Below are 17,551 nucleotides of genomic sequence, written 5' to 3'. Positions count from 1 at the left end.
ATCGCCGCTGCCCGCCGTCGGTTGCCCGCCGTCCGGCGTCGCGACCTGCGGCCGGGCGGCGGCCCTCCCGGGGGTCGGGGTAGGCGGGGCCGGCTTGCCGCTTGTCGCGGGTCGCCCTTCCGGGATGCGGGTTGGCGGGCGGGCTCACCGCTCGTCGGGCGGGACCGGCGTCAGCGAACGACCTTGACGTTGAAGATGCCGGTGCCGAGCTTCCCGTAGAGGCGCAGCCAGATCGGCAGCAGCATTTCGGTGCCCCGGGCGGTGGTGATGTCGCCCAGGTCGATCACGTCGGTGTGGCCGAAGCTGGTGAGCAACTCGGTGACGATCCGCTTCGCCTCCGCGTCGTCGCCGGAGACGAAGACGCTGTGGTCGCCGTCGGCGAGCTGCCGGGGGTGGGTCATCAGGTCGGCGGTGAGCGTGTTGAGCGCCTTCACCACCCGGGTACGCGGGAAGGCCCGCTGGATCCGCTCGCCCAGCGAATCGTCGTTGACCACCGACAGGGTGGGCGGGAAGCCCTTGCTGAAGTCCAGCGGGTTGGCGATGTCGAGCAGGACCTTTCCGGCCAGCCGTTCCTCGCCGGCGGCGGTCAGGGCGGGCAGCGAGCCGTCGCCGCTGGTGGCGTTGACCACCAGCTCCGCGTCGGCGGTCGCGTCGGCGTAGCCGGCCAGGCCGACCTCCGGGTGGGCGGTCGCCCACTCCGTCCAGTCGCCGGCCCGGGTGGTCGCGACGTCGCGGGTGCCGACCGTCACCTGATGGCCCAGCTCCGCGGCCCGGCCGGCGATCGCCCGGCCGACCATGCCGGTGCCCAGTACTGCGATGCGCATGTGTGTCCGTCCTCCGATGATCGCGCGGCGCCGATGCCCCGCGCTCGTCGCACCGACACTAACAGACAGGTCTGTCTACTACGCCAGTACGGCACCCTATGACCGCTGTCACCTGCGCGGGACGGTCCAGACGGACGGGTCTGTAGACTCCACCGGAGCACCCGCAAGGAAAGGAACGCCGATGCCCACGCCGCGCACCCCCGCCGGCTCCGCCCGGGAGCGCATCCTGGACACCGCGTTCCGGCTCTTCTACGCGCACGGGCCGCGCGGGGTGGGGGTGGACACGGTGATCGCCGAGTCGGGCGTCGCCAAGGCCACCCTCTACAAGCACTTCCCGAGCAAGGACGACCTCGTCCTGGCGTACCTGGACAAGGTCGACCAGGCCTGGTTCGGGGCGCTGCGGGCCGCCGCCCGGGAGGCCGGCGACGACCCGCGCGCGCAGCTCGTCGGGATGTTCGACGCGCTCGTCGGCGCCTGCCGCCGGGACGGCTACCACGGCTGCGCGTTCATCAACACCGCCGCCGAGTCGCCCGCCGGCAGCCCGGTGCACGCCCGTACCGTCGAGCACAAGAACGTCGTCCGGGCCTGGGTGGCCGACCTGGCCCGGCGGGCCGGGGCGGAGCAGCCGGAACTGCTCGCCCGGCAGCTCACCCTGCTGCTCGACGGCGGGCTGGCCGGCGGGGTGCTCGACGGGGACCCGGCCATCGCCGAGGCGGCCAGGCGCAGTGCCCGCGCCCTCGTCGACGCCGCCCTGGGTCAGCCCACCCAGCAGTAGCGGCGCTCCGGCCGGCCGGCCGCGCCGTAGCGCAGGCTCACCTCGGCCCGACCGGTACCGGAGAAGTGCTCCAGGTAGCGGCGGGCGCTGACCCGGGAGATGCCCACCCGGTTGGCGCACTCCGCGGCCGAGAGGGTGCCGGTGTGTTCGCGGAGCGCGCGTTCGACCAGCTCGGCGGTCTCCGTGCTCAGCCCGCGGGGCAGGACCGGGGTGGCCACCGAGCCGCTGCGGGAGAGCACCCGGTCGACGTCGGCCTGGTCGCTGACCACCGTGGCGCGGGGCGCGTTGCGCCGGGCCGCGTACTGCTCCAGGCGGGTCCGCAGCTCGTCGAAGCCGAACGGCTTGAGCAGGTAGTTGACCGCGCCGTAGCGGACCGCCCGGCGGACCGCCTCCGCCTCCCGGGCGGCGCTGATCACCAGGACGTCGCAGTCGTGCCGGGCGGCCCGCAGCCGGGTCACCACGTCCAGGCCGAACATGTCCGGCAGGTACAGGTCGAGCAGGACCAGGTCGGGGCGGAGTTCGTCGACCGCGGCGACGGCCTGCTCGCCGGTGCTCGCGGTGCCGACGACCCGGAAGCCGTCGATCCGCTCGACGAAGCCGCAGTGGATCCGGGCCACCATGAAGTCGTCGTCGACGACCAGCACGTCGATCATCGCGCCTCCTCCATCGCGCGCGACACCGAGATCCGGGCGGTGAACATCGCCCCCTCCTCGGTGTTCGTCACCGCGATCTCGCCGCCGCGACGGTTGCAGACCAGTCGGGTGAGCGCCAATCCGATGCCCCGCTCGCCGCCCTCGGCCGCCTTGGTGGTGAAGCCGTGCGTGAAGACCTCCTGGGCCAGTTCCGGCGCCACCCCGGGACCGGAGTCCCGGACGACGATCTCCACCGACGAGGCGTCCTGCCGCAGCTCGACCTCGACCCAGGCGGGCCGCTCCAGCGGGTCGCCCATGCCCGCCTCCCGGCCACCGGCGACCGCCTCGACCGCGTTGTCGACCAGGTTGCCGAGGACCGTCGCGACGTCGGCGGAGACCTCCGGCGCCAGCCGGTCGAGCCCGGTCCGCTCGGAGATCCGCAGCTCCACCCGGCGCTCAGCGGCCACCGCCGACTTCGCCATCAGCAGCGCCGCCACCGCCGTGTCGTGGACCCGGCTGGTGACCGTGAGGTCCAGCGAGGCCCGGTGCCGGCTGAGCGCGTCGACGTACCGGACCACCTCGTCGTGCTCGCCGATCTGGATCAGCCCGGAGATGGTGTGCAGCTGGTTGGCGAACTCGTGGGTCTGCGCCCGGAGCAGCTCGGTGGTGCTCCGGAACGAGCCGATCTCCCGCTCCAGCCGGGCCAGCTCGGTGCGGTCGCGCAGGGTGGTCACCGAGCCGAGCCGGCGGCCGTCCTTGCGGACCGTCATCCGGTTCATCACCAGCACCCGGCCGCCCCGGACCACGACCTGGTCGCGCGCCTCCGGACCGCCGCCCGCGCCGGCCAGCACGTCCCGCAGCCGGCCGGAGATCCGCAGCTCCGCGAGGGTGCGGCCGAGACAGTGCTCGGGCAGGTCGAGCAGTCGCCGGCCGACCGCGTTGACCAGGGTGACCCGGTGCTGCGGGTCCAGCGCGATCACCCCCTCGGCGATGCCGTGCAGCAGCGCCTCCCGGTGCTCGGCCAGCCCGGCGATCTCCCGCGGCTCCAGACCCAGGGTCTGCCGCTTGATCCGGCGGGCCAGCAGCCACGACCCGACCACGCCGAGCGCGCAGGCGATGCCCAGGTAGGTGAAGAGGTACGACGACGCCCCCACCAGCCGCTCCGACCAGGTCGGCGACTTCACGCCGACCACCACCACGCCGAGGTACCGGCCGAGGTTCGCCTTCCTGGCGCCGAGCACCGGCACCTGGGCGACCAGCTCCCGCGAGCCGTCGACCGCCAGCTCGCCGAACCAGCTCCGGCCCTGCGCCACCCGGGGGTCGCCGAGCACCACCGGGCTGCCGACCAGCGTCGGGTTCGTCGAGGCGACCACCCGGCCCCGATCGTCCGCCACGGTCACCGAGGTCACCTGGTACTGGGTCGGCGTGTTCTGCACCAGCGGGGCGATCGCCTCGGCGGGTGCCGGCTGGTTGAGCTGGTCGCGCAGCAGCGGGCTGCCGGCGAGCTGCTCACCGAGGTCGGCGACCCGGCGCCCCTCGACCCGGTTGAAGGTGGCCGCCGACTGGGCCAGCGACACGGCGGCCACGGCCACCAGCACCACGACGATGATCGCGAGCTGGAGGACCAGCAGCTGCCCGGCCAGGGTTCGGCGGCGGGACGTGATCGCGACCACAAAGACCTCAACTTCCGCTGGTGACACAACGCAGACTCGGGGACCGCCCGGAGGCCATCATCTTGCCGCTGGACTCATTCGAAACGGAAGAGAAACAAGATGGCAACTAGGAGAAACGTACTGGTCATGGGCGTCGCTGCGGCCACGGCGCTCGCCCTGGGTGCCTGTGGCGCCACCGCCGACAAGGGCGAGGGCGGCTCCGGTGGCGACGGCAAGCCGGTCACCGGACTGCGGATCATGGTGCCGAACACCCCCGGCGGTGGGTACGACACCACCGCCCGGACCGCCGCCAAGGTGATGGAGGACGCCAAGATCGCCACCGGCGTGCAGGTCTTCAACCTGCCCGGCGCGGGCGGCACGGTCGGCCTCCAGCGGACCGTGAACGAGAAGGGCAACGGCAAGCTCGCCATGCAGATGGGGCTGGGCGTGGTCGGTGCCTCGTACACCTCCAAGTCCGCGGCGACGCTGACCCAGACCACTCCGCTGGCCAAGATGATCGAGGAGGCCGGCGCCATCGTGGTGCCGAAGGACTCGCCGTACAAGACGATCGGTGACCTGGTCGCGGCCTGGAAGGCCAACCCCAAGGGCCTCGCGGTCGGCGGCGGCTCCTCGCCCGGCGGTCCGGACCACCTGCTGCCGATGCAGCTCGCGAAGACCGTCGGCATCGACCCCCGCCAGGTCAACTTCGTCTCCTACGACGGCGGCGGCGAGCTGCTGCCGGCCGTGCTCGGCGGCAAGGTGGCCTTCGGGGCCAGCGGCTTCGGCGAGTTCCTCGACCAGGTGGAGGCCGGCCAGATCCGGGTCCTCGCGGTGACCAGCGAGGCGCCGATCGAGGCGCTCAAGGAGGTGCCGACGCTCAAGTCCGCCGGCATCGACCTGGTCTTCACCAACTGGCGGGGCATCGTGGCGCCGCCCGGCATCAGCGAGGCCGACAAGAAGGTCTGGATCGACGCGCTGACGAAGATGCACGAGTCGGCCGAGTGGAAGGCCGAGCTGACCAAGCGCGGCTGGACCGACGCGTTCGTCACCGGCGACGAGTTCGCCACCTTCCTCACCGAGCAGGACAAGTCGGTGGCCGACCTGCTCAAGCAGCTCGGGCTGGCATGACCGGCAGGACGACCCGACCGGACCGGGGCGGCGACCCGCCGTCCCGGCCCCCGGCCGTGCAGGCATCCGCACCGCCGGACCCCGATCAGGCGGGCGTGGAGACATCCGGGCCGGCGATCCCGGCACAGGCGGGCGCGGAGCGTACGCCGGATCAGCCGGAGGCGGCGCGGCCCGCGACGGGCGACCTCCCGCCGACGGTCGCGGACCCGGCCGTGGAGTACGGTCCGGCGCCCAAGCCGGACCGGGCGCAGTACGGCGTCTGCGCGTTCCTCGCCCTGGTCGGCGGCCTGGTGATCCTCGACGCGACGACGCGCATCGGGCACGCGGTGAACAGCGCCGACCCGATCGGCCCCAAGCCGGTGCCGATCCTGCTCGGCGTGCTGCTGCTGATCGTCGCCGCCGTCTACGGGGTGGACGTGGCCCGCGGCGGCACCGGTGAGCCCGAGGCCGGCGAGGACGTCGATCTGAGCAGCCCGATCGACTGGCGGACGGTGCTGCTGCTGATCGGCGCGTTCCTGGTCAACGCCGTGCTGATCGACCGGCTCGGCTGGGTGATCAGCGGGACGTTGCTCTTCTGGGGCTCGGCGTACGCGCTGGGCAACCGGCATTACGTCCGGAACCTGCTGATCGCCGTCGCCCTGTCGCTGATCACCTTCTACACGTTCGCCATCGGGCTCGGCGTCAACCTGCCCGCCGGCGTGCTGCAAGGAATCCTCTGATGGACAATTTCGGCCACCTGCTCGACGGGTTCGCCAACGTGGTGACCCCGATGAACCTGCTGATCGCGCTGCTCGGTGTGACCATCGGCACAGCCGTCGGCGTGCTGCCCGGCATCGGTCCGGCGATGACGGTGGCGCTGCTGCTGCCGGTCACCTACGGGATGGAGACGAGCCAGGCGTTGATCATGTTCGCCGGCATCTTCTACGGCGGCATGTACGGCGGCTCGACCACGTCGATCCTGCTGAACACCCCCGGCGAGTCGTCCTCGGTGGTGACCGCGATCGAGGGCAACAAGATGGCGAAGGCGGGCCGGGCGGCCCAGGCGCTGGCCACCGCCGCGATCGGCTCGTTCGTCGCCGGCACCATCGCCACCCTGCTGCTGGTGGTGGTCACCCCGCCGGTGGTGTCGTTCGCGATCAGCCTCGGCGCGCCCGACTACTTCGCGCTGATGCTGCTCGCGTTCGTGGCCGTCACGGCGGTGCTCGGCGCGTCCCGGGTCCGCGGCTTCGCCTCGCTGCTGCTCGGCCTGGTCATCGGCGTGATCGGGATCGACCAGACCGGTCAGCAGCGGCTCACCCTGGGGATCCCGCAGCTCGCCGACGGCATCGACGTGGTCGTGGTGGCAGTCGGCATCTTCGCCGTCGGCGAGGCGCTCTGGATCGCCGCGCACCTGCGCCGCAAGTCCGGCGAGGTGATTCCGGTCGGCCAGCCGTGGATGGGGAAGCAGGACTGGAAGCGGTCCTGGATGCCGTGGCTGCGCGGCACCGCGCTCGGGTTCCCGTTCGGCGCGGTGCCGGCCGGCGGGGCGGAGATCCCGACCTTCCTGTCGTACGTCACCGAGAAGAAGCTGTCGAAGCACCCGGAGGAGTTCGGCCGGGGCGCGATCGAGGGCGTCGCCGGGCCGGAGGCCGCCAACAATGCCTCCGCCGCCGGCACGCTGGTGCCGATGCTGGCGCTCGGCCTGCCCACCAACGCCACCGCCGCGGTGATGCTGGCCGCCTTCGAGCAGCACGGCATCCAGCCCGGCCCGCTGCTCTTCACCCGGGAGTCCGGCCTGGTCTGGACCCTGATCGCCAGCCTCTTCATCGGCAACCTGCTGCTGCTGGTGCTCAACCTGCCGCTCGCCCCCGCCTGGGCACGAATGCTCCGGATCCCGCGCCCGTACCTCTACGCCGGGATCCTCTTCTTCGCCTCGATGGGCGCGTACGCGGTCAACGCCCAGCCGTTCGACCTGTTCCTGCTGCTCACCCTGGGCCTGCTCGGCTTCGGCATGCGGCGCTTCGGGCTGCCGATCCTGCCGCTGATCGTCGGGGTGATCCTCGGGCCACGCGCCGAACTGCAGGGCCGGCGGGCGTTGCAGCTCTCCGGCGGCGAGCTGCACGGCCTGATCGGCGGCTGGGTGTCCTGGCTGATCTACGCCGTCGTGCTGGTGGTGCTCCTCTGGCCGCTGATCGGCCGGTTCGTGGTCCGTCCGCTGCGAGGAAGGTTGGTGACCGGATGACCGTGCTGGTGGGGTACGTGCCCTCGCCGCTGGGCGAGGCGGCCCTGGCGGCCGCCGTCGAGCAGGCCCGGTTCCGCGACGAGCCGGTGCTGGTGGTGAACACCTCGCGCGGCGACGCGTACGTCGACCCGCGGTTCGCCCAGGAGCCCGACCTGGACCGGGTGGTCCGGGAGCTGACCGCCGCCGGGGTGCCGCACACGGTCCGGCAGCTCGTCCGGGGCCGGGACGCGGCCGAGGAGATCGTCGAGATCTGCGCGGCGGAGGACGTGTCACTGGTGGTGATCGGCATCCGGCACCGCACCCCGGTGGGCAAGCTGATCATGGGCTCGACGGCGCAGGAGATCCTGCTCCGGGTGCCCTGCCCGGTCCTCGCGGTGAAGGCCGACTGAGTGCCGCCCGGGGGCCCGGCAGCCCCCGGGCGCGCCCAGGCGGGCCTGCTGCTCGCGCACACCGTCGTGGTGCAGGCGGTCACCTTCATGCTCCGCCCCGCGTCCGCGTACCGGGCGCTGGACCTCGACGTGCCGGCGGCCTGGCTGGGCGTGCTCGGGGCCAGCTTCGCCGTCGTACCGCTGGTGCTGGCGGTCCCCTCCGGACACGCCGTCGACCGGTTCGGCGAACGCCGGATCGCGCTGGCCGGTTCGGGCCTGCTCGCCGCCGCCGGCCTCAGCTTCGTGCTCTTCGCGGACTCCGTCGCCGGCCTGGTGCTGGCCAGCATGGTGCTGGGCACCGGGCACCTCTGCTCGGTGGTGGCGCAGCAGGCCCTGGTCGCCAACCGCACCCCGGCGGACCGGTACGACGCGGCCTTCGGCTACTACACGTTCGCCGCCTCGCTCGGCCAGGCGCTCGGCCCCGGCCTGATCGTGGTCTTCGCCGGGGACCGGCCGATCCCGGACACCGGGGCGATCTTCCTCGGCGCCACCGTGCTCGCCGTGCCGTTGCTGGTCGCCGCCCTGTTCCTCCGCCCGTCGGGTCACCACCGGCAGGTGGCCGGGCCGGGCGCGGGTGGGCTGCGCGACCTGCTCCGCCAGCCCGGGCTGGTACGCGCCCTGACGGTCAGCTGCGTCGTGCTGGCGGCGGTCGACATCACCCTGGTCTACCTGCCCGCCCTCGGCGCCGAACGCGGCATCGCCGCCGGTTCGATCGGCGTCCTGCTGGGATTGCGCGCGGTGGCGTCGATGGCCTCGCGGCTGCTGCTCGGCCGGCTGGTCGCCACCCTGGGTCGGCGCGCGCTGCTGATCGGCACCGTCGCCCTCTCCGCCGGCGGTCTCGGGCTGCTCCTGCCGCCCCTGCCGTTCTGGGCGATGGCCGTCGTCGTCACGGTCGCCGGGCTGGGGCTGGGTGCGGGCCAGCCGCTGACCATGTCCTTCCTGGCCGAGGTCGCCCCGCCCGGGCTGCGCGGCCGGGCGATGTCCCTGCGGCTGACCGGCAACCGGCTCGGGCAGGTCCTCATCCCCAGCGCCGCCGGCGTGCTGGCGGCCGGCGCCGGGGCGGCCGGGGTGCTCGCCTGCACCGCGGCGGGGCTGGCCGGCGCGGCCGTCGCCGCCACCGGCCTGCACCGCCCACCCGTCCCCGAAACCGAGTGAGAGAGAGCAGAACCATGCAGACCCCGGAACCGACCGCGACCGCCGACCTCTACGACCGGTACGGCGACGTCCTCGGCTCGTGCGACACCCAACTGCGCCAGTTCGGCGGTCTCCACGCCTTCGACGGGCCGGCCGTCACCGTGCGCTGCTTCGAGGACAACGCCCTGGTGAAGTCGGTCGTCGCCGAGCCGGGGGAGGGCCGGGTGCTGGTGGTGGACGGCGGCGGATCGCTGCACACCGCCCTGATGGGCGACCTCGTCGCCGGCACGGCCGCGGCGAACGGCTGGGCGGGCGTGGTGATCAACGGCGCCGTCCGCGACGTCGCCGCCCTGCGCACCCTCCCGATCGGCATCAAGGCGCTCGGCACGAACCCCCGCAAGAGCGCCAAGACGGGCGCCGGTGAGCGGGACGTGCCGGTGTCGTTCGGCAACTGCGTCTTCGAGCCGGGCGCCGAGGTGCACAGCGACGACGACGGCGTCGTGGTCCTGCCGCCCCGAGGACGGCCGTAGCGTCGGCCGCGCCCGGTCAGCCCTCGCTGGCCGGGTGCGGGGCGATCTGGCCCTGCCGCAGCCGGACCGCGCACAGCTCCGCCAGCTTCGCGTAGGCCGGGGCGCCGATCAGCGCGGTCAGCTCCGGGCCGTACGAGATGTACATCGGCTCGGCGCCGACGTGCGCGTCGGTGGAGGAGGTGCACCACCAGTCCAGGTCGTGGCCGCCCGCGCCCCAGCCCCGCCGGTCGAACTCCGACAGCGTCGACACCAGCACCTTGGTGTTGTCCGGCCGCTTGCTCCACTCCTGGTCGCGGCGGATCGGCAGCTGCCAGCAGACGTCCGGCTTGTACTCCAGCGGGTGGACCCCGTCGCGCAGCGCCTGGCCGTGCAGCGCGCAGCCGCCCCCGCCCGGGAAGTCGGCGTCGTTGAGGAAGACACACGGGGCGTCCACGTCCCGGGTGGCGGTGCGCCGGGCCGGCGTCTTGCCGTCGACCGTGTCGTCCTCGGTCCAGTTCTTGAAGCCCCGGCGGAAGTGCTGCCAGGTCGACGGGGTGAGCCGCTTGACCGCCGCGCGGACCCGCTTCTCGTCGTCCGAGTCGGTGAAGAAGGCGCCGTGCGAGCAGCAGCCGTCGGCGGCCCGGCCGGCGATGATGCCGTGGCAACCCTTGCCGAAGATGCACGTCCAGCGGGACAGCAGCCAGGTCAGATCGGCCCGGACCAGGTGCTTCTCGTCCGCCGGGTCGACGAACTCGATCCACTCCCGGGGGAAGTCGAGCCCCACCTCCCGGCTGCGCGGGTCGTTGGGGTCGTCCACGAGTACCTGCAGCTCGATCTGGCCTGTCACCCGGACCAGCGTACGCGCGGTGCCTCCAACCGGCCGGCGAGCCGGGAAAACGTGTGGGGCCTAGGGTCATCAGCATGCGACTGGGTGTCCTCGACGTCGGTTCGAACACGGTGCACCTCCTGGTGGTCGACGCCCACCACGGGGCGCACCCCTGGCCGGCGCACTCCGAGAAGGTGGTGCTCCGGCTGGCGGAGCAGATCGGCCCGGACGGCGCGCTCACCGAAGCGGGCGCGGACGGGCTGGTCAAGGCGGTCGGCATGGCCCGGGCGGCGGCGGCCGGGCTGGCGGCCGACGACCTGCTCGCGTTCGCCACCTCCGCCGTCCGGGAGGCCACCAACGCCGCCGGGGTGCTGGCCCGGGTCCGGGACGAGACCGGCGTACGGCTGGAGGTGCTCTCCGGCGCGGACGAGGCGCGGATGACCTTCCTCGCGGTCCGGCGGTGGTTCGGCTGGTCGGCGGGCCGGCTGCTGGCCCTCGACATCGGCGGCGGCTCGCTGGAGCTGGCGGCCGGGATCGACGAGGATCCTGACGTGGCGATCTCGCTGCCGCTCGGCGCCGGGCGGTTGAGCCGGGAGCGGCTGCGGGTCGACGTGTCGGGCACCCTGCCGCCGCCGGCGGAGGCCGTGGAGGAGCTGCGGGAGTACGTCGACGAGCTGCTCGACCCGGTGGTGGAGAAGCTGGCGGCGGTGGGCTGGGAACGCCCGGTCGCCACCTCGAAGACGTTCCGGACGCTGGCCCGGCTGGCCGGCGCCGCGCCCTCCGGCGCCGGCCTCTGGGCCCGGCGCAGCCTGACCCGCACCGGACTGCGGCAGGTGCTGGGCTTCGTCCGGCACATCCCACCGGCGCAGCTGCCCGAGCTGGAGGGGGTGAGCCCCGGCCGGGCCCACCAGCTGCTGGCCGGCGCGGTGGTGGCCGAGGCGGTGATGCGCCGGCTCGACGTCGACGCGCTCGACCTCTGCCCCTGGGCGCTGCGCGAGGGGGTCATCCTCCGGCGGCTGGATCAGCTCGCGCCGATGTGATCCCGGTCGGTCGTTCTGGGCGCTTTTGCGGATGCTCGTCCTGATGCTTGGCGACGGGCCGGGCTACCCTGAGGGGCGTGACTTCCCGCGTCCCGGTGCTTCTCTCCAGTTCCTCGGTCTTCCCTGAGCGGACCGCGGCGGCGTTCCAGCTCGCCGCGGCGGTCGGCTACGACGGCGTCGAGGTGATGGTCTGGACCGACGTCGTCAGCCAGGACCCGGGCGCGCTGCGCGGCCTCGCCGACCACTACGGCGTGCCGGTGCTCTCGGTGCACGCGCCCTGCCTGCTGGTCACCCAGCGGGTGTGGAGCCCGGACCCGTGGGAGCGGCTGCGCAAGGCCGCCGAGCTGGCCGAGACGCTGGAGGCGCCGACCGTCGTGGTGCACCCGCCGTTCACCTGGCAGCGGGACTACGCCCGGAACTTCGCCGACGGGCTCGACAAGATCGCCGGGCAGTTCGGCGGGCTGCGCTTCGCGGTGGAGAACATGTACCCGGTCCGGATGGCCGGCCGGCAGTTCGTCCCGTACGTCCCGGGGTGGGATCCGACCGACACCGGCTACGCCTCGTACACCCTGGACCTGTCGCACTGCGCCGCCTCGCACAGTGACGCGCTGGAGATGGCGGACCGGATGGGCGCCGGCCTGGCGCACGTCCACCTCGGCGACGGCACCGGCGAGGGGCGCGACGAGCACCTGGTGCCCGGGCGGGGCAGCCAGCCCTGCGCCGAGCTGCTCCGCTCGCTCGCCGGGCGCGGCTTCACCGGCTCGGTCGCGGTCGAGGTGACCACCCGGGGCGCGAAGAGCCGCGCCGTGCGCGAGGCCGACCTGCGCGAGTCGCTGGAGTTCGCCCGCGCCAACCTCACCGCCCCCTCCCCGGTCGACGCCTGAGCGGGGAGGGCGCCTCCGGTCAGCTGACCGGGGTGAGGGTCTCCGCCTGGGCCGGCACGGTGAGCTGGTCGCCGACGGCCGCCCGCTTGCGGGCCCGGTGGGCCGCCACGTGCGAGCGGGTGGCGCAGCGCTCCGAGCAGAACCGCCGGCAGCAGTTCGACGAGGTGTCCAGGTAGACGTTGCCGCAGCGCTCGTCGGCGCAGACGCCGAACCGGGCGCTGCCGTACTCGCAGAGCCACACCGACAGGCCCCACACCGCGCCGGCCAGGTACTCCTGGCTGACCGAGGCACCCCGGCTGGTGACGTGCATGTGCCAGTCGCTGGAGTCGTGGCCGGAGATGCGCGGCTGCACCGGGAACGCCTCCAGCAGCGCGTTCAGCTCGGCCACCGCCTGGCCGTCCCGGCCCGAGGTGCCGTACTCGAAGACGTCGCGCAGGCGCTTCTGCGCCCGCCGGAAGATCGCCAGGTCCCGCTCCGCGGCCTCGTCGCGCATCCACGCGTTGTCGTCCGGGAAGAGGGCCCGCAGGTCGTCGAGGTCGTCCAGGCGGGAGTTGACGAGGTCAACGCCGGTCCGGGCGTACGCGTCGAAGTTCACGACACCAACGGTAGACGACTCACGGGGTACGCGGCGCGTCGATGTAGTGGGGCAAAAACCGGGCGTAACCGTCCGTGATGAGGCTCTCGCTCTCGCGTACGCCCGCGCCGGCCGACTCGCCGTCGACGATCCAGCTTCCCAGCACCATCCGGCTGCCGGCGAACTCGGGCAGCGCGCGGAACTGCTGGTAGCAGAACCCCTCCTCGCCGTAGCTCCCCGGATTGGTGATCTCGGCGCCCCCGGTGACGATCCGCACCGAGCCGCCCTCCCGACCGAGCAGCGGCTTCGCCACGTACTCCGACATCCCGCGCGGCGAGTCCAGGTACGCCGGGATCAGGTACTCGTGGTCCGGGTAGAGCTCCCAGAGCACGGCGAGCAACGCCTTGTTCGACAGCAGCAGCTTCCAGGCCGGCTCGATCCAGGTGGTCGGGGTGCCCGGGGCCAGCGCGAGCGGCCCGTACGGCTCGGCGAGCATCCACTCCCACGGGTAGAGCTTGAAGCAGGTGGTGACCGGGCGGTCGGCGGCGTCGACGAAGCGCCGGCCGTCCCAACCGACGTGCTGGATGGGCAGCAGCTCGACCTCCAGGCCGGCCTGGCGGGCGGTCTCCGCCAGGTAGCCGGCGGTGATCTGGTCCTCGCCGGACTCCTCCTCGTTCGACCAGGCCACGTGCACCCGCCGGTCGTGCAGGCCGGCGCCGATCTTCGCCCACGCGCCGACCAGCCGCTCGTGCAGGCTGTTCCACTGGTCCGACTCGGGCCGGGTGTGCTCCAGCCAGTACCACTGGACGATGCTCGCCTCGACCAGGGAGGTCGGGGTGTCGGCGTTGTACTCCAGCAGCTTCGGCGGCCAGGAGCCGTCGTACCAGAGGTCGAAGCGGCCGTAGAGGGTCGGCGGCGCCTCGCGCAGGGAGCGGGCGACCGCCTCGGCGGCCCAGGCCGGGATGCCGAACTCGGCGTACCGGTTGCGGGCCACCACGTGCTCGGCCGCGGCCACCGACATCCGGTGCAGCTCCTCGGTCGCCTCCTCCAGCCGGAGCACCTCGTCCAGCTCGAAGGCGTACGCGGCGGTCTCGTCCCAGTACGACATGATCCCGCCGTCGGGCAGCTCGGTGTCGACGTACACCAGACCCTGTGAGCGGATGGTGGCGTCCCAGTCGGGGCGGGGGGTGCTGGCCTCGCGGTGCACCTCAGCCGCCGCAGGAGGCGAGGTGGGTGCCGAAGCCACCGCGCTCGGGCACCGCCGCGGCGACCGGCTCCGGGGCGGTCCGGGCGGCGGCCGGCGCGGGAACCCGGAGCGCCAGCGCGACCGTGTCGCCACCACCGCCGGCCGGGCCCAGCGCGCAGTCGTCATCGTCGTCGTCGGTCAGGTTGCAGCCGGAGAGGGCGAGCGCCAGGGCGGTCAGCGCGCCGAGCTGCACGGTGGCCGACCGGAGCCGGCGTCGGGGGCGTGGTTCCACGTGAACGTTGTAGCCGATCACCGCCACGTCGTCCGCCCCGGCGGCCCCCTCGGAACGGTGCGTGACGTACGCCCCCGCCCCCCGGCGCGGGTGGGTCGGCGGGCGTTACGCTCGGCTCATGCTCCGTTCCGTCATCCTCGCCGCCTCCCGGTCATCCCAGGTCGAGCGGCTCGTCGCGACGGCCCCGTTCACCCGGGACGTCGTCCGCCGGTTCGTCGCCGGCGCCGGCACCGACGACGCGTTGCGCGCGACCCGCGAACTCGTCGCCGACGGTCTCGCGGTCACCCTCGACAACCTCGGCGAGGACACCGTCACCCCCGAGCAGGCGAACGCCACCCGGGACGAATACCTCAAGCTGCTGCGGCTGCTCTCCGCCGCCGGCCTCACCCCCGCCGCCGAGGTGAGCGTGAAGCTCTCCGCGCTCGGCCAGATGTTCGACGAGCAGCTCGCCTACGACAACGCCCGGGCGATCTGCGCGGCGGCCGACGCCGCCGGCACCACGGTCACCCTGGACATGGAGGACCACACCACCACCGACTCGACCCTGGAGGTCCTGGCCAAGCTGCGCAAGGACTACCCGTCGACCGGTGCGGTGCTCCAGGCGTACCTGCGGCGGACCGAGTCGGACTGCCGCGAGCTGTCCGGCGCGGGGTCGCGGGTGCGGCTCTGCAAGGGTGCGTACAAGGAGCCGGAGTCGGTGGCGTACCAGTCGGCCCGCGAGGTGGACAAGTCGTACGTCCGCTGCCTGAACGTGCTGATGTCCGGTGAGGGATACCCGATGCTGGCCACCCACGACCCGCGCCTGATCGCCATCGGCGAGGACCGGGCCCGCTGGTTCGACCGCGGCCCGGACCGCTTCGAGTTCCAGATGCTGTACGGCATCCGCCCGGAGGAGCAGGCCCGCCTGGCCGGCGAGGGCTACACCGTCCGCACCTACCTGCCGTACGGCGAGGACTGGTACGGCTACCTGATGCGCCGCCTCGCGGAGCGCCCGGCCAACCTGATGTTCTTCGGCCGGGCCCTGATCTCCAAGAAGTGACTCACCCGTTCGACCAGGCCCGGGTGCTCAGCACCAGGCGGTAGCCGTCCGGGTCGGCGAACGTCACCCCCCAGCGGTCCCAGTACGGGCCGGCGGAGACCCGCGTCCCGCCGGCCCGTTCCAGTCGGTCGGCCAGCTCGTCGTCGACGGGTCCGGCCAGGTAGAGGACGAACAGGTCCTCGGCGGTCGGGCTCGGCTCGACGGCGAACTGGTCGCCGCCGACCAGTTCCAGGTGCCAGACCGCGTCCGGCCAGCCCACCATCACCAGGTCGTGCTCGCCCGGCCCGCCGGCAGCGCCCCGGTGGAGCACGCGCAGACCCAGGCCCTCCACCCAGAAGCGTTCGGCCGCGGCCAGGTCGCGGCTGGGGCGGGCGATGCGGACGTGCGGGCTTCCCGAGGTCGTCATGCCTCCGATCATGAAACCTCCAGCGCGGTTCAGGTCAAGATCGTCGGTTCCGGGGAAACCCGGTCGGGGACTCCGCTTGACGACTAAAGCTAACGGTATTAGCTTTACGGCTATGACGATTAGCCAGGTGGTGCGGGACGGCGGAACCATCACGTACGAGGTGCACGGAGAGGGGCCGCTGGTCGTCCTCTCACACGGCATGGGGGAGAACCGGCGGTCCTTCCGCCACCTGATTCCCCTCCTGGTCCGGGCCGGCTACCGGGTGGCCTCGGTCGACGTCCGCGGCCACGGCGACTCCAGCCCGCACTGGCCGACGTACGCCCCGGCCGAGGTCGGCGCCGACCTGCTCGCCGTGGTCCGGGCCCTCGGCGGCGGCCCGGCCACCCTGGTCGGCAGCTCGTCCAGCGGGTCCGCCGTGGTCTTCGCCGCCGCCGACGCGCCCGACCTGGTCAACGGCATCGTGCAGCTCAGCCCGTTCGTCGCCGAGCCGAAGCCCAACCCGTTCATGCGGGTCGCCCAGGCGGCGGTGCTGCGCAGCCCCCGGCTCTTCGGCATGTTCCACAACACGCTCTTCCCCGCCGCGCGGCCGGCCGACGACGCCGCGTACCGCAGGGAGATGGTCGCCGGGCTGCGCGGCCGGATGGACGCCGTGCGCGGGGTGATCTTGCCGGTCGCGCCGCACTGGACCGCCCGGGCCGCCGAGGTGCGGCAGCCGGTCCTGGTCCTGATGGGTACCAAGGACCCGGACTTCAAGGACCCGGGTGCCGAGGCCCGGGCCGCCCGGCGGCTCTTCGCCACCGCCGAGGCGCGCATGATCGACGACTCCGGGCACTACCCGCACGCCGACCAGCCCGAGGCAACCGCCGCCCAGCTCGTCGAGTTCCTGGCGGTGACCACCCGTGCCTAGGGTCGGCCTCACCCCGCAGACCGTCGTCCGGGCGGCCGCCCGGCTCGCCGACGAGGTCGGCTACGACCGGCTCACCCTGGCCGCGCTCGCCAACCGGCTCGGCGTCGCGCTGCCCAGCCTCTACAAGCACGTCAAGGGCGCCGACGCGCTGAACCAGAAGCTGGGCGCGCTCGCCACCGCCGAGCTGGCCGACGGGATGATCGCCGCCGCGGCGGGGCGGGCGGGCGTGGACGCGCTGCGCGGGGTCGCCACCGCCTGGCGGGACTACGCCCACCGGCACCCCGGCCGCTACCCGGCGGCCCAGCAGGTGCCCGACGCCGCCGACCCCGACCACGTCGCGGCCGGCCGGCGCGCCCTCGACGCGATCTACGCCATCCTCCGCGGCTACGGCCTGACCGGCGACGACGGCGTCGACGCCGCCCGGATCTTCCGCAGCGCGGTGCACGGCTTCGTCACCCTGGAGGCGGCGGGCGGATTCGGCCTGCCCCGCGGCGTCGACCGCTCCTTCGACCAACTGGTGGTCGTGTTGGACACCGCGTTCCGGGACTGGAGGTCCTGATGAAGGTCGTGCTGCTGGCGATCCTCTTCCTGCTGGAGGTGGCGATGCTCGTCGCCGCCGCGTGGTGGGGCTTCACCCTCGACGCCGGATGGTCCGTCCGCCTCCTCGCCGGGCTCGGCGCGCCACTGCTGATCGCGGTCGTCTGGGGCACCTTCTGCTCGCCGAAGGCCACCGTGTCGCTGCCCGCGCCCGCCAAGATCACCATCCAGGCCGCCTGCTTCGTCACCGGCGGTGTGCTGCTCGCGCTGGCCGGCCGCCCGGTGCCGGCGGTCCTGCTGGTCGCGCTCTGGGCGGCGGACAAGACGCTGCTTCGCCTGGCCGGCGACCCGGCCTGACCCCGGAATTAGCGGCCTCCTCGCGGCGGGAGACCGTTCCTTCCGGCAGCCGGGCAGATCTTGGCCGCCGACTGCCGGCTCCCGGCGGATCCACCGGCGCCATGGGTGACTCGGATACGACATCAGCTCCACAGGCGACCAGCACCATCACCGGCGGCGCGTGGCTCTGGCCGGATCGCCCGATCGGTCGTACCCTTCGC

At 73.4% G+C, this 17,551-nt stretch carries 21 protein-coding genes; 13 read left to right on the top strand and 8 right to left on the bottom strand.

The window, feature by feature from the left end; genetic code table 11:
* Positions 1 to 170: 170 nt before the first annotated feature.
* A complete protein-coding gene (locus ACTWO6_RS30415) occupies positions 171 to 824 on the bottom strand; it encodes an NADPH-dependent F420 reductase (RefSeq protein WP_446217110.1) in 654 nt (217 codons plus the stop codon).
* Positions 825 to 1,005: 181 nt separating this feature from the next.
* Between ACTWO6_RS30415 and ACTWO6_RS30410 the strand changes: the two genes are divergently transcribed.
* Positions 1,006 to 1,599: a TetR/AcrR family transcriptional regulator gene (locus ACTWO6_RS30410; protein ID WP_446217109.1), complete on the top strand. Its 594-nt coding sequence runs from the start codon at positions 1,006 to 1,008 to the stop codon at positions 1,597 to 1,599.
* Here the strand turns inward: ACTWO6_RS30410 and ACTWO6_RS30405 are convergent.
* Positions 1,581 to 2,252 (bottom strand): response regulator, encoded by a 672-nt coding sequence (locus tag ACTWO6_RS30405; protein WP_446217108.1) that lies wholly within the window; start codon positions 2,250 to 2,252, stop codon positions 1,581 to 1,583. The two genes, ACTWO6_RS30410 and ACTWO6_RS30405, sit on opposite strands and share 19 nt — an antisense overlap.
* Entirely contained in the window at positions 2,249 to 3,904 is a 1,656-nt protein-coding gene (locus tag ACTWO6_RS30400) for an ATP-binding protein (RefSeq protein WP_446217107.1), read from the bottom strand. Before ACTWO6_RS30400 ends, ACTWO6_RS30405 begins: the two co-directional genes overlap by 4 nt.
* A gap of 126 nt (positions 3,905 to 4,030) precedes the next feature.
* Between ACTWO6_RS30400 and ACTWO6_RS30395 the strand changes: the two genes are divergently transcribed.
* Genes ACTWO6_RS30395 through rraA form a run of 6 tightly spaced genes read left to right on the top strand, consistent with a single transcriptional unit; the run spans position 4,031 to position 9,324 of the window.
* On the top strand, positions 4,031 to 5,011 hold the full coding sequence (locus ACTWO6_RS30395) for a Bug family tripartite tricarboxylate transporter substrate binding protein (RefSeq protein WP_446217106.1): 981 nt from the start codon (positions 4,031 to 4,033) through the stop codon (positions 5,009 to 5,011).
* Complete coding sequence (locus ACTWO6_RS30390; protein ID WP_446217105.1) at positions 5,008 to 5,730, top strand: tripartite tricarboxylate transporter TctB family protein; 723 nt, start codon at positions 5,008 to 5,010, stop codon at positions 5,728 to 5,730. The genes ACTWO6_RS30395 and ACTWO6_RS30390 overlap by 4 nt, the downstream gene beginning before the upstream one ends.
* Positions 5,730 to 7,232 (top strand): tripartite tricarboxylate transporter permease, encoded by a 1,503-nt coding sequence (locus ACTWO6_RS30385; protein WP_446217104.1) that lies wholly within the window; start codon positions 5,730 to 5,732, stop codon positions 7,230 to 7,232. Before ACTWO6_RS30390 ends, ACTWO6_RS30385 begins: the two co-directional genes overlap by 1 nt.
* On the top strand, positions 7,229 to 7,621 hold the full coding sequence (locus ACTWO6_RS30380) for a universal stress protein (protein ID WP_446217103.1): 393 nt from the start codon (positions 7,229 to 7,231) through the stop codon (positions 7,619 to 7,621). Before ACTWO6_RS30385 ends, ACTWO6_RS30380 begins: the two co-directional genes overlap by 4 nt.
* Positions 7,622 to 8,815, top strand: a complete 1,194-nt coding sequence (locus tag ACTWO6_RS30375) for an MFS transporter (protein ID WP_446217102.1) — start codon at positions 7,622 to 7,624, stop codon at positions 8,813 to 8,815.
* A gap of 14 nt (positions 8,816 to 8,829) precedes the next feature.
* Complete coding sequence (gene rraA, locus ACTWO6_RS30370; protein ID WP_446217101.1) at positions 8,830 to 9,324, top strand: ribonuclease E activity regulator RraA; 495 nt, start codon at positions 8,830 to 8,832, stop codon at positions 9,322 to 9,324.
* A 16-nt stretch (positions 9,325 to 9,340) separates the two neighbouring features.
* On the opposite strand, the gene ACTWO6_RS30365 is transcribed toward rraA, so the two are convergent.
* A complete protein-coding gene (locus ACTWO6_RS30365; RefSeq protein ID WP_446217100.1) occupies positions 9,341 to 10,150 on the bottom strand; it encodes a hypothetical protein in 810 nt (269 codons plus the stop codon).
* 74 nt (positions 10,151 to 10,224) lie between these two features.
* Between ACTWO6_RS30365 and ACTWO6_RS30360 the strand changes: the two genes are divergently transcribed.
* Together ACTWO6_RS30360 and ACTWO6_RS30355 are read left to right on the top strand one after the other, a co-directional pair.
* Positions 10,225 to 11,169 carry a Ppx/GppA phosphatase family protein gene (locus tag ACTWO6_RS30360; protein ID WP_446217099.1) on the top strand — a complete coding sequence of 315 codons (945 nt, stop codon included), beginning with the start codon at positions 10,225 to 10,227 and terminating at the stop codon, positions 11,167 to 11,169.
* A 77-nt stretch (positions 11,170 to 11,246) separates the two neighbouring features.
* On the top strand, positions 11,247 to 12,053 hold the full coding sequence (locus ACTWO6_RS30355; RefSeq protein WP_446217098.1) for a sugar phosphate isomerase/epimerase family protein: 807 nt from the start codon (positions 11,247 to 11,249) through the stop codon (positions 12,051 to 12,053).
* A 19-nt stretch (positions 12,054 to 12,072) separates the two neighbouring features.
* Here ACTWO6_RS30355 and ACTWO6_RS30350 read toward each other — a convergent pair whose 3' ends face one another.
* The 3 genes from ACTWO6_RS30350 to ACTWO6_RS30340 are packed head-to-tail and all read right to left on the bottom strand — an operon-like array spanning position 12,073 to position 14,105.
* Positions 12,073 to 12,648, bottom strand: a complete 576-nt coding sequence (locus tag ACTWO6_RS30350) for a CGNR zinc finger domain-containing protein (RefSeq protein ID WP_446217097.1) — start codon at positions 12,646 to 12,648, stop codon at positions 12,073 to 12,075.
* A gap of 19 nt (positions 12,649 to 12,667) precedes the next feature.
* Positions 12,668 to 13,834 (bottom strand): glutathionylspermidine synthase family protein, encoded by a 1,167-nt coding sequence (locus ACTWO6_RS30345; protein ID WP_446220824.1) that lies wholly within the window; start codon positions 13,832 to 13,834, stop codon positions 12,668 to 12,670.
* A 1-nt stretch (position 13,835) separates the two neighbouring features.
* Positions 13,836 to 14,105 (bottom strand): hypothetical protein, encoded by a 270-nt coding sequence (locus ACTWO6_RS30340; RefSeq protein ID WP_242623894.1) that lies wholly within the window; start codon positions 14,103 to 14,105, stop codon positions 13,836 to 13,838.
* A gap of 118 nt (positions 14,106 to 14,223) precedes the next feature.
* On the opposite strand from ACTWO6_RS30340, the gene ACTWO6_RS30335 reads away from it, so the two are divergent.
* Entirely contained in the window at positions 14,224 to 15,144 is a 921-nt protein-coding gene (locus tag ACTWO6_RS30335; protein WP_446217096.1) for a proline dehydrogenase family protein, read from the top strand.
* 1 nt (position 15,145) lies between these two features.
* On the opposite strand, the gene ACTWO6_RS30330 is transcribed toward ACTWO6_RS30335, so the two are convergent.
* Entirely contained in the window at positions 15,146 to 15,550 is a 405-nt protein-coding gene (locus ACTWO6_RS30330) for a VOC family protein (protein ID WP_446217095.1), read from the bottom strand.
* Positions 15,551 to 15,662: 112 nt separating this feature from the next.
* Between ACTWO6_RS30330 and ACTWO6_RS30325 the strand changes: the two genes are divergently transcribed.
* From ACTWO6_RS30325 to ACTWO6_RS30315, 3 genes are read left to right on the top strand one after another with little or no spacing between them, the layout of a single operon-like run.
* Positions 15,663 to 16,457, top strand: coding sequence for an alpha/beta fold hydrolase (locus ACTWO6_RS30325; protein ID WP_446217094.1), 795 nt, complete (start codon positions 15,663 to 15,665; stop codon positions 16,455 to 16,457).
* Positions 16,450 to 17,016 carry a TetR/AcrR family transcriptional regulator gene (locus ACTWO6_RS30320; protein WP_446217093.1) on the top strand — a complete coding sequence of 189 codons (567 nt, stop codon included), beginning with the start codon at positions 16,450 to 16,452 and terminating at the stop codon, positions 17,014 to 17,016. The genes ACTWO6_RS30325 and ACTWO6_RS30320 overlap by 8 nt, the downstream gene beginning before the upstream one ends.
* Positions 17,016 to 17,351: a YrdB family protein gene (locus tag ACTWO6_RS30315; protein WP_446217092.1), complete on the top strand. Its 336-nt coding sequence runs from the start codon at positions 17,016 to 17,018 to the stop codon at positions 17,349 to 17,351. Before ACTWO6_RS30320 ends, ACTWO6_RS30315 begins: the two co-directional genes overlap by 1 nt.
* The last annotated feature ends 200 nt before the right edge of the window (positions 17,352 to 17,551 follow it).

The organism is Micromonospora sp. IBHARD004, assembly GCF_052814115.1.
The sequence above is the reverse complement of the archived record's forward strand: the minus strand, read 5'-3'. Positions and strand labels throughout refer to the sequence as shown.

What these genes read in the sequence shown, in the direction of transcription:
- ACTWO6_RS30415 (WP_446217110.1), bottom strand. Translation starts at nt 824, where the DNA reads ATGCGCATCGCAGTACTGGGCACCGGCATGGTCGGCCGGGCGATCGCC.
- ACTWO6_RS30410 (WP_446217109.1), top strand. Translation starts at nt 1,006, where the DNA reads ATGCCCACGCCGCGCACCCCCGCCGGCTCCGCCCGGGAGCGCATCCTG.
- ACTWO6_RS30405 (WP_446217108.1), bottom strand. Translation starts at nt 2,252, where the DNA reads ATGATCGACGTGCTGGTCGTCGACGACGACTTCATGGTGGCCCGGATC.
- ACTWO6_RS30395 (WP_446217106.1), top strand. Translation starts at nt 4,031, where the DNA reads ATGGGCGTCGCTGCGGCCACGGCGCTCGCCCTGGGTGCCTGTGGCGCC.
- ACTWO6_RS30390 (WP_446217105.1), top strand. Translation starts at nt 5,008, where the DNA reads ATGACCGGCAGGACGACCCGACCGGACCGGGGCGGCGACCCGCCGTCC.
- ACTWO6_RS30385 (WP_446217104.1), top strand. Translation starts at nt 5,730, where the DNA reads ATGGACAATTTCGGCCACCTGCTCGACGGGTTCGCCAACGTGGTGACC.
- ACTWO6_RS30380 (WP_446217103.1), top strand. Translation starts at nt 7,229, where the DNA reads ATGACCGTGCTGGTGGGGTACGTGCCCTCGCCGCTGGGCGAGGCGGCC.
- rraA (WP_446217101.1), top strand. Translation starts at nt 8,830, where the DNA reads ATGCAGACCCCGGAACCGACCGCGACCGCCGACCTCTACGACCGGTAC.
- ACTWO6_RS30360 (WP_446217099.1), top strand. Translation starts at nt 10,225, where the DNA reads ATGCGACTGGGTGTCCTCGACGTCGGTTCGAACACGGTGCACCTCCTG.
- ACTWO6_RS30335 (WP_446217096.1), top strand. Translation starts at nt 14,224, where the DNA reads ATGCTCCGTTCCGTCATCCTCGCCGCCTCCCGGTCATCCCAGGTCGAG.
- ACTWO6_RS30330 (WP_446217095.1), bottom strand. Translation starts at nt 15,550, where the DNA reads ATGACGACCTCGGGAAGCCCGCACGTCCGCATCGCCCGCCCCAGCCGC.
- ACTWO6_RS30325 (WP_446217094.1), top strand. Translation starts at nt 15,663, where the DNA reads ATGACGATTAGCCAGGTGGTGCGGGACGGCGGAACCATCACGTACGAG.
- ACTWO6_RS30315 (WP_446217092.1), top strand. Translation starts at nt 17,016, where the DNA reads ATGAAGGTCGTGCTGCTGGCGATCCTCTTCCTGCTGGAGGTGGCGATG.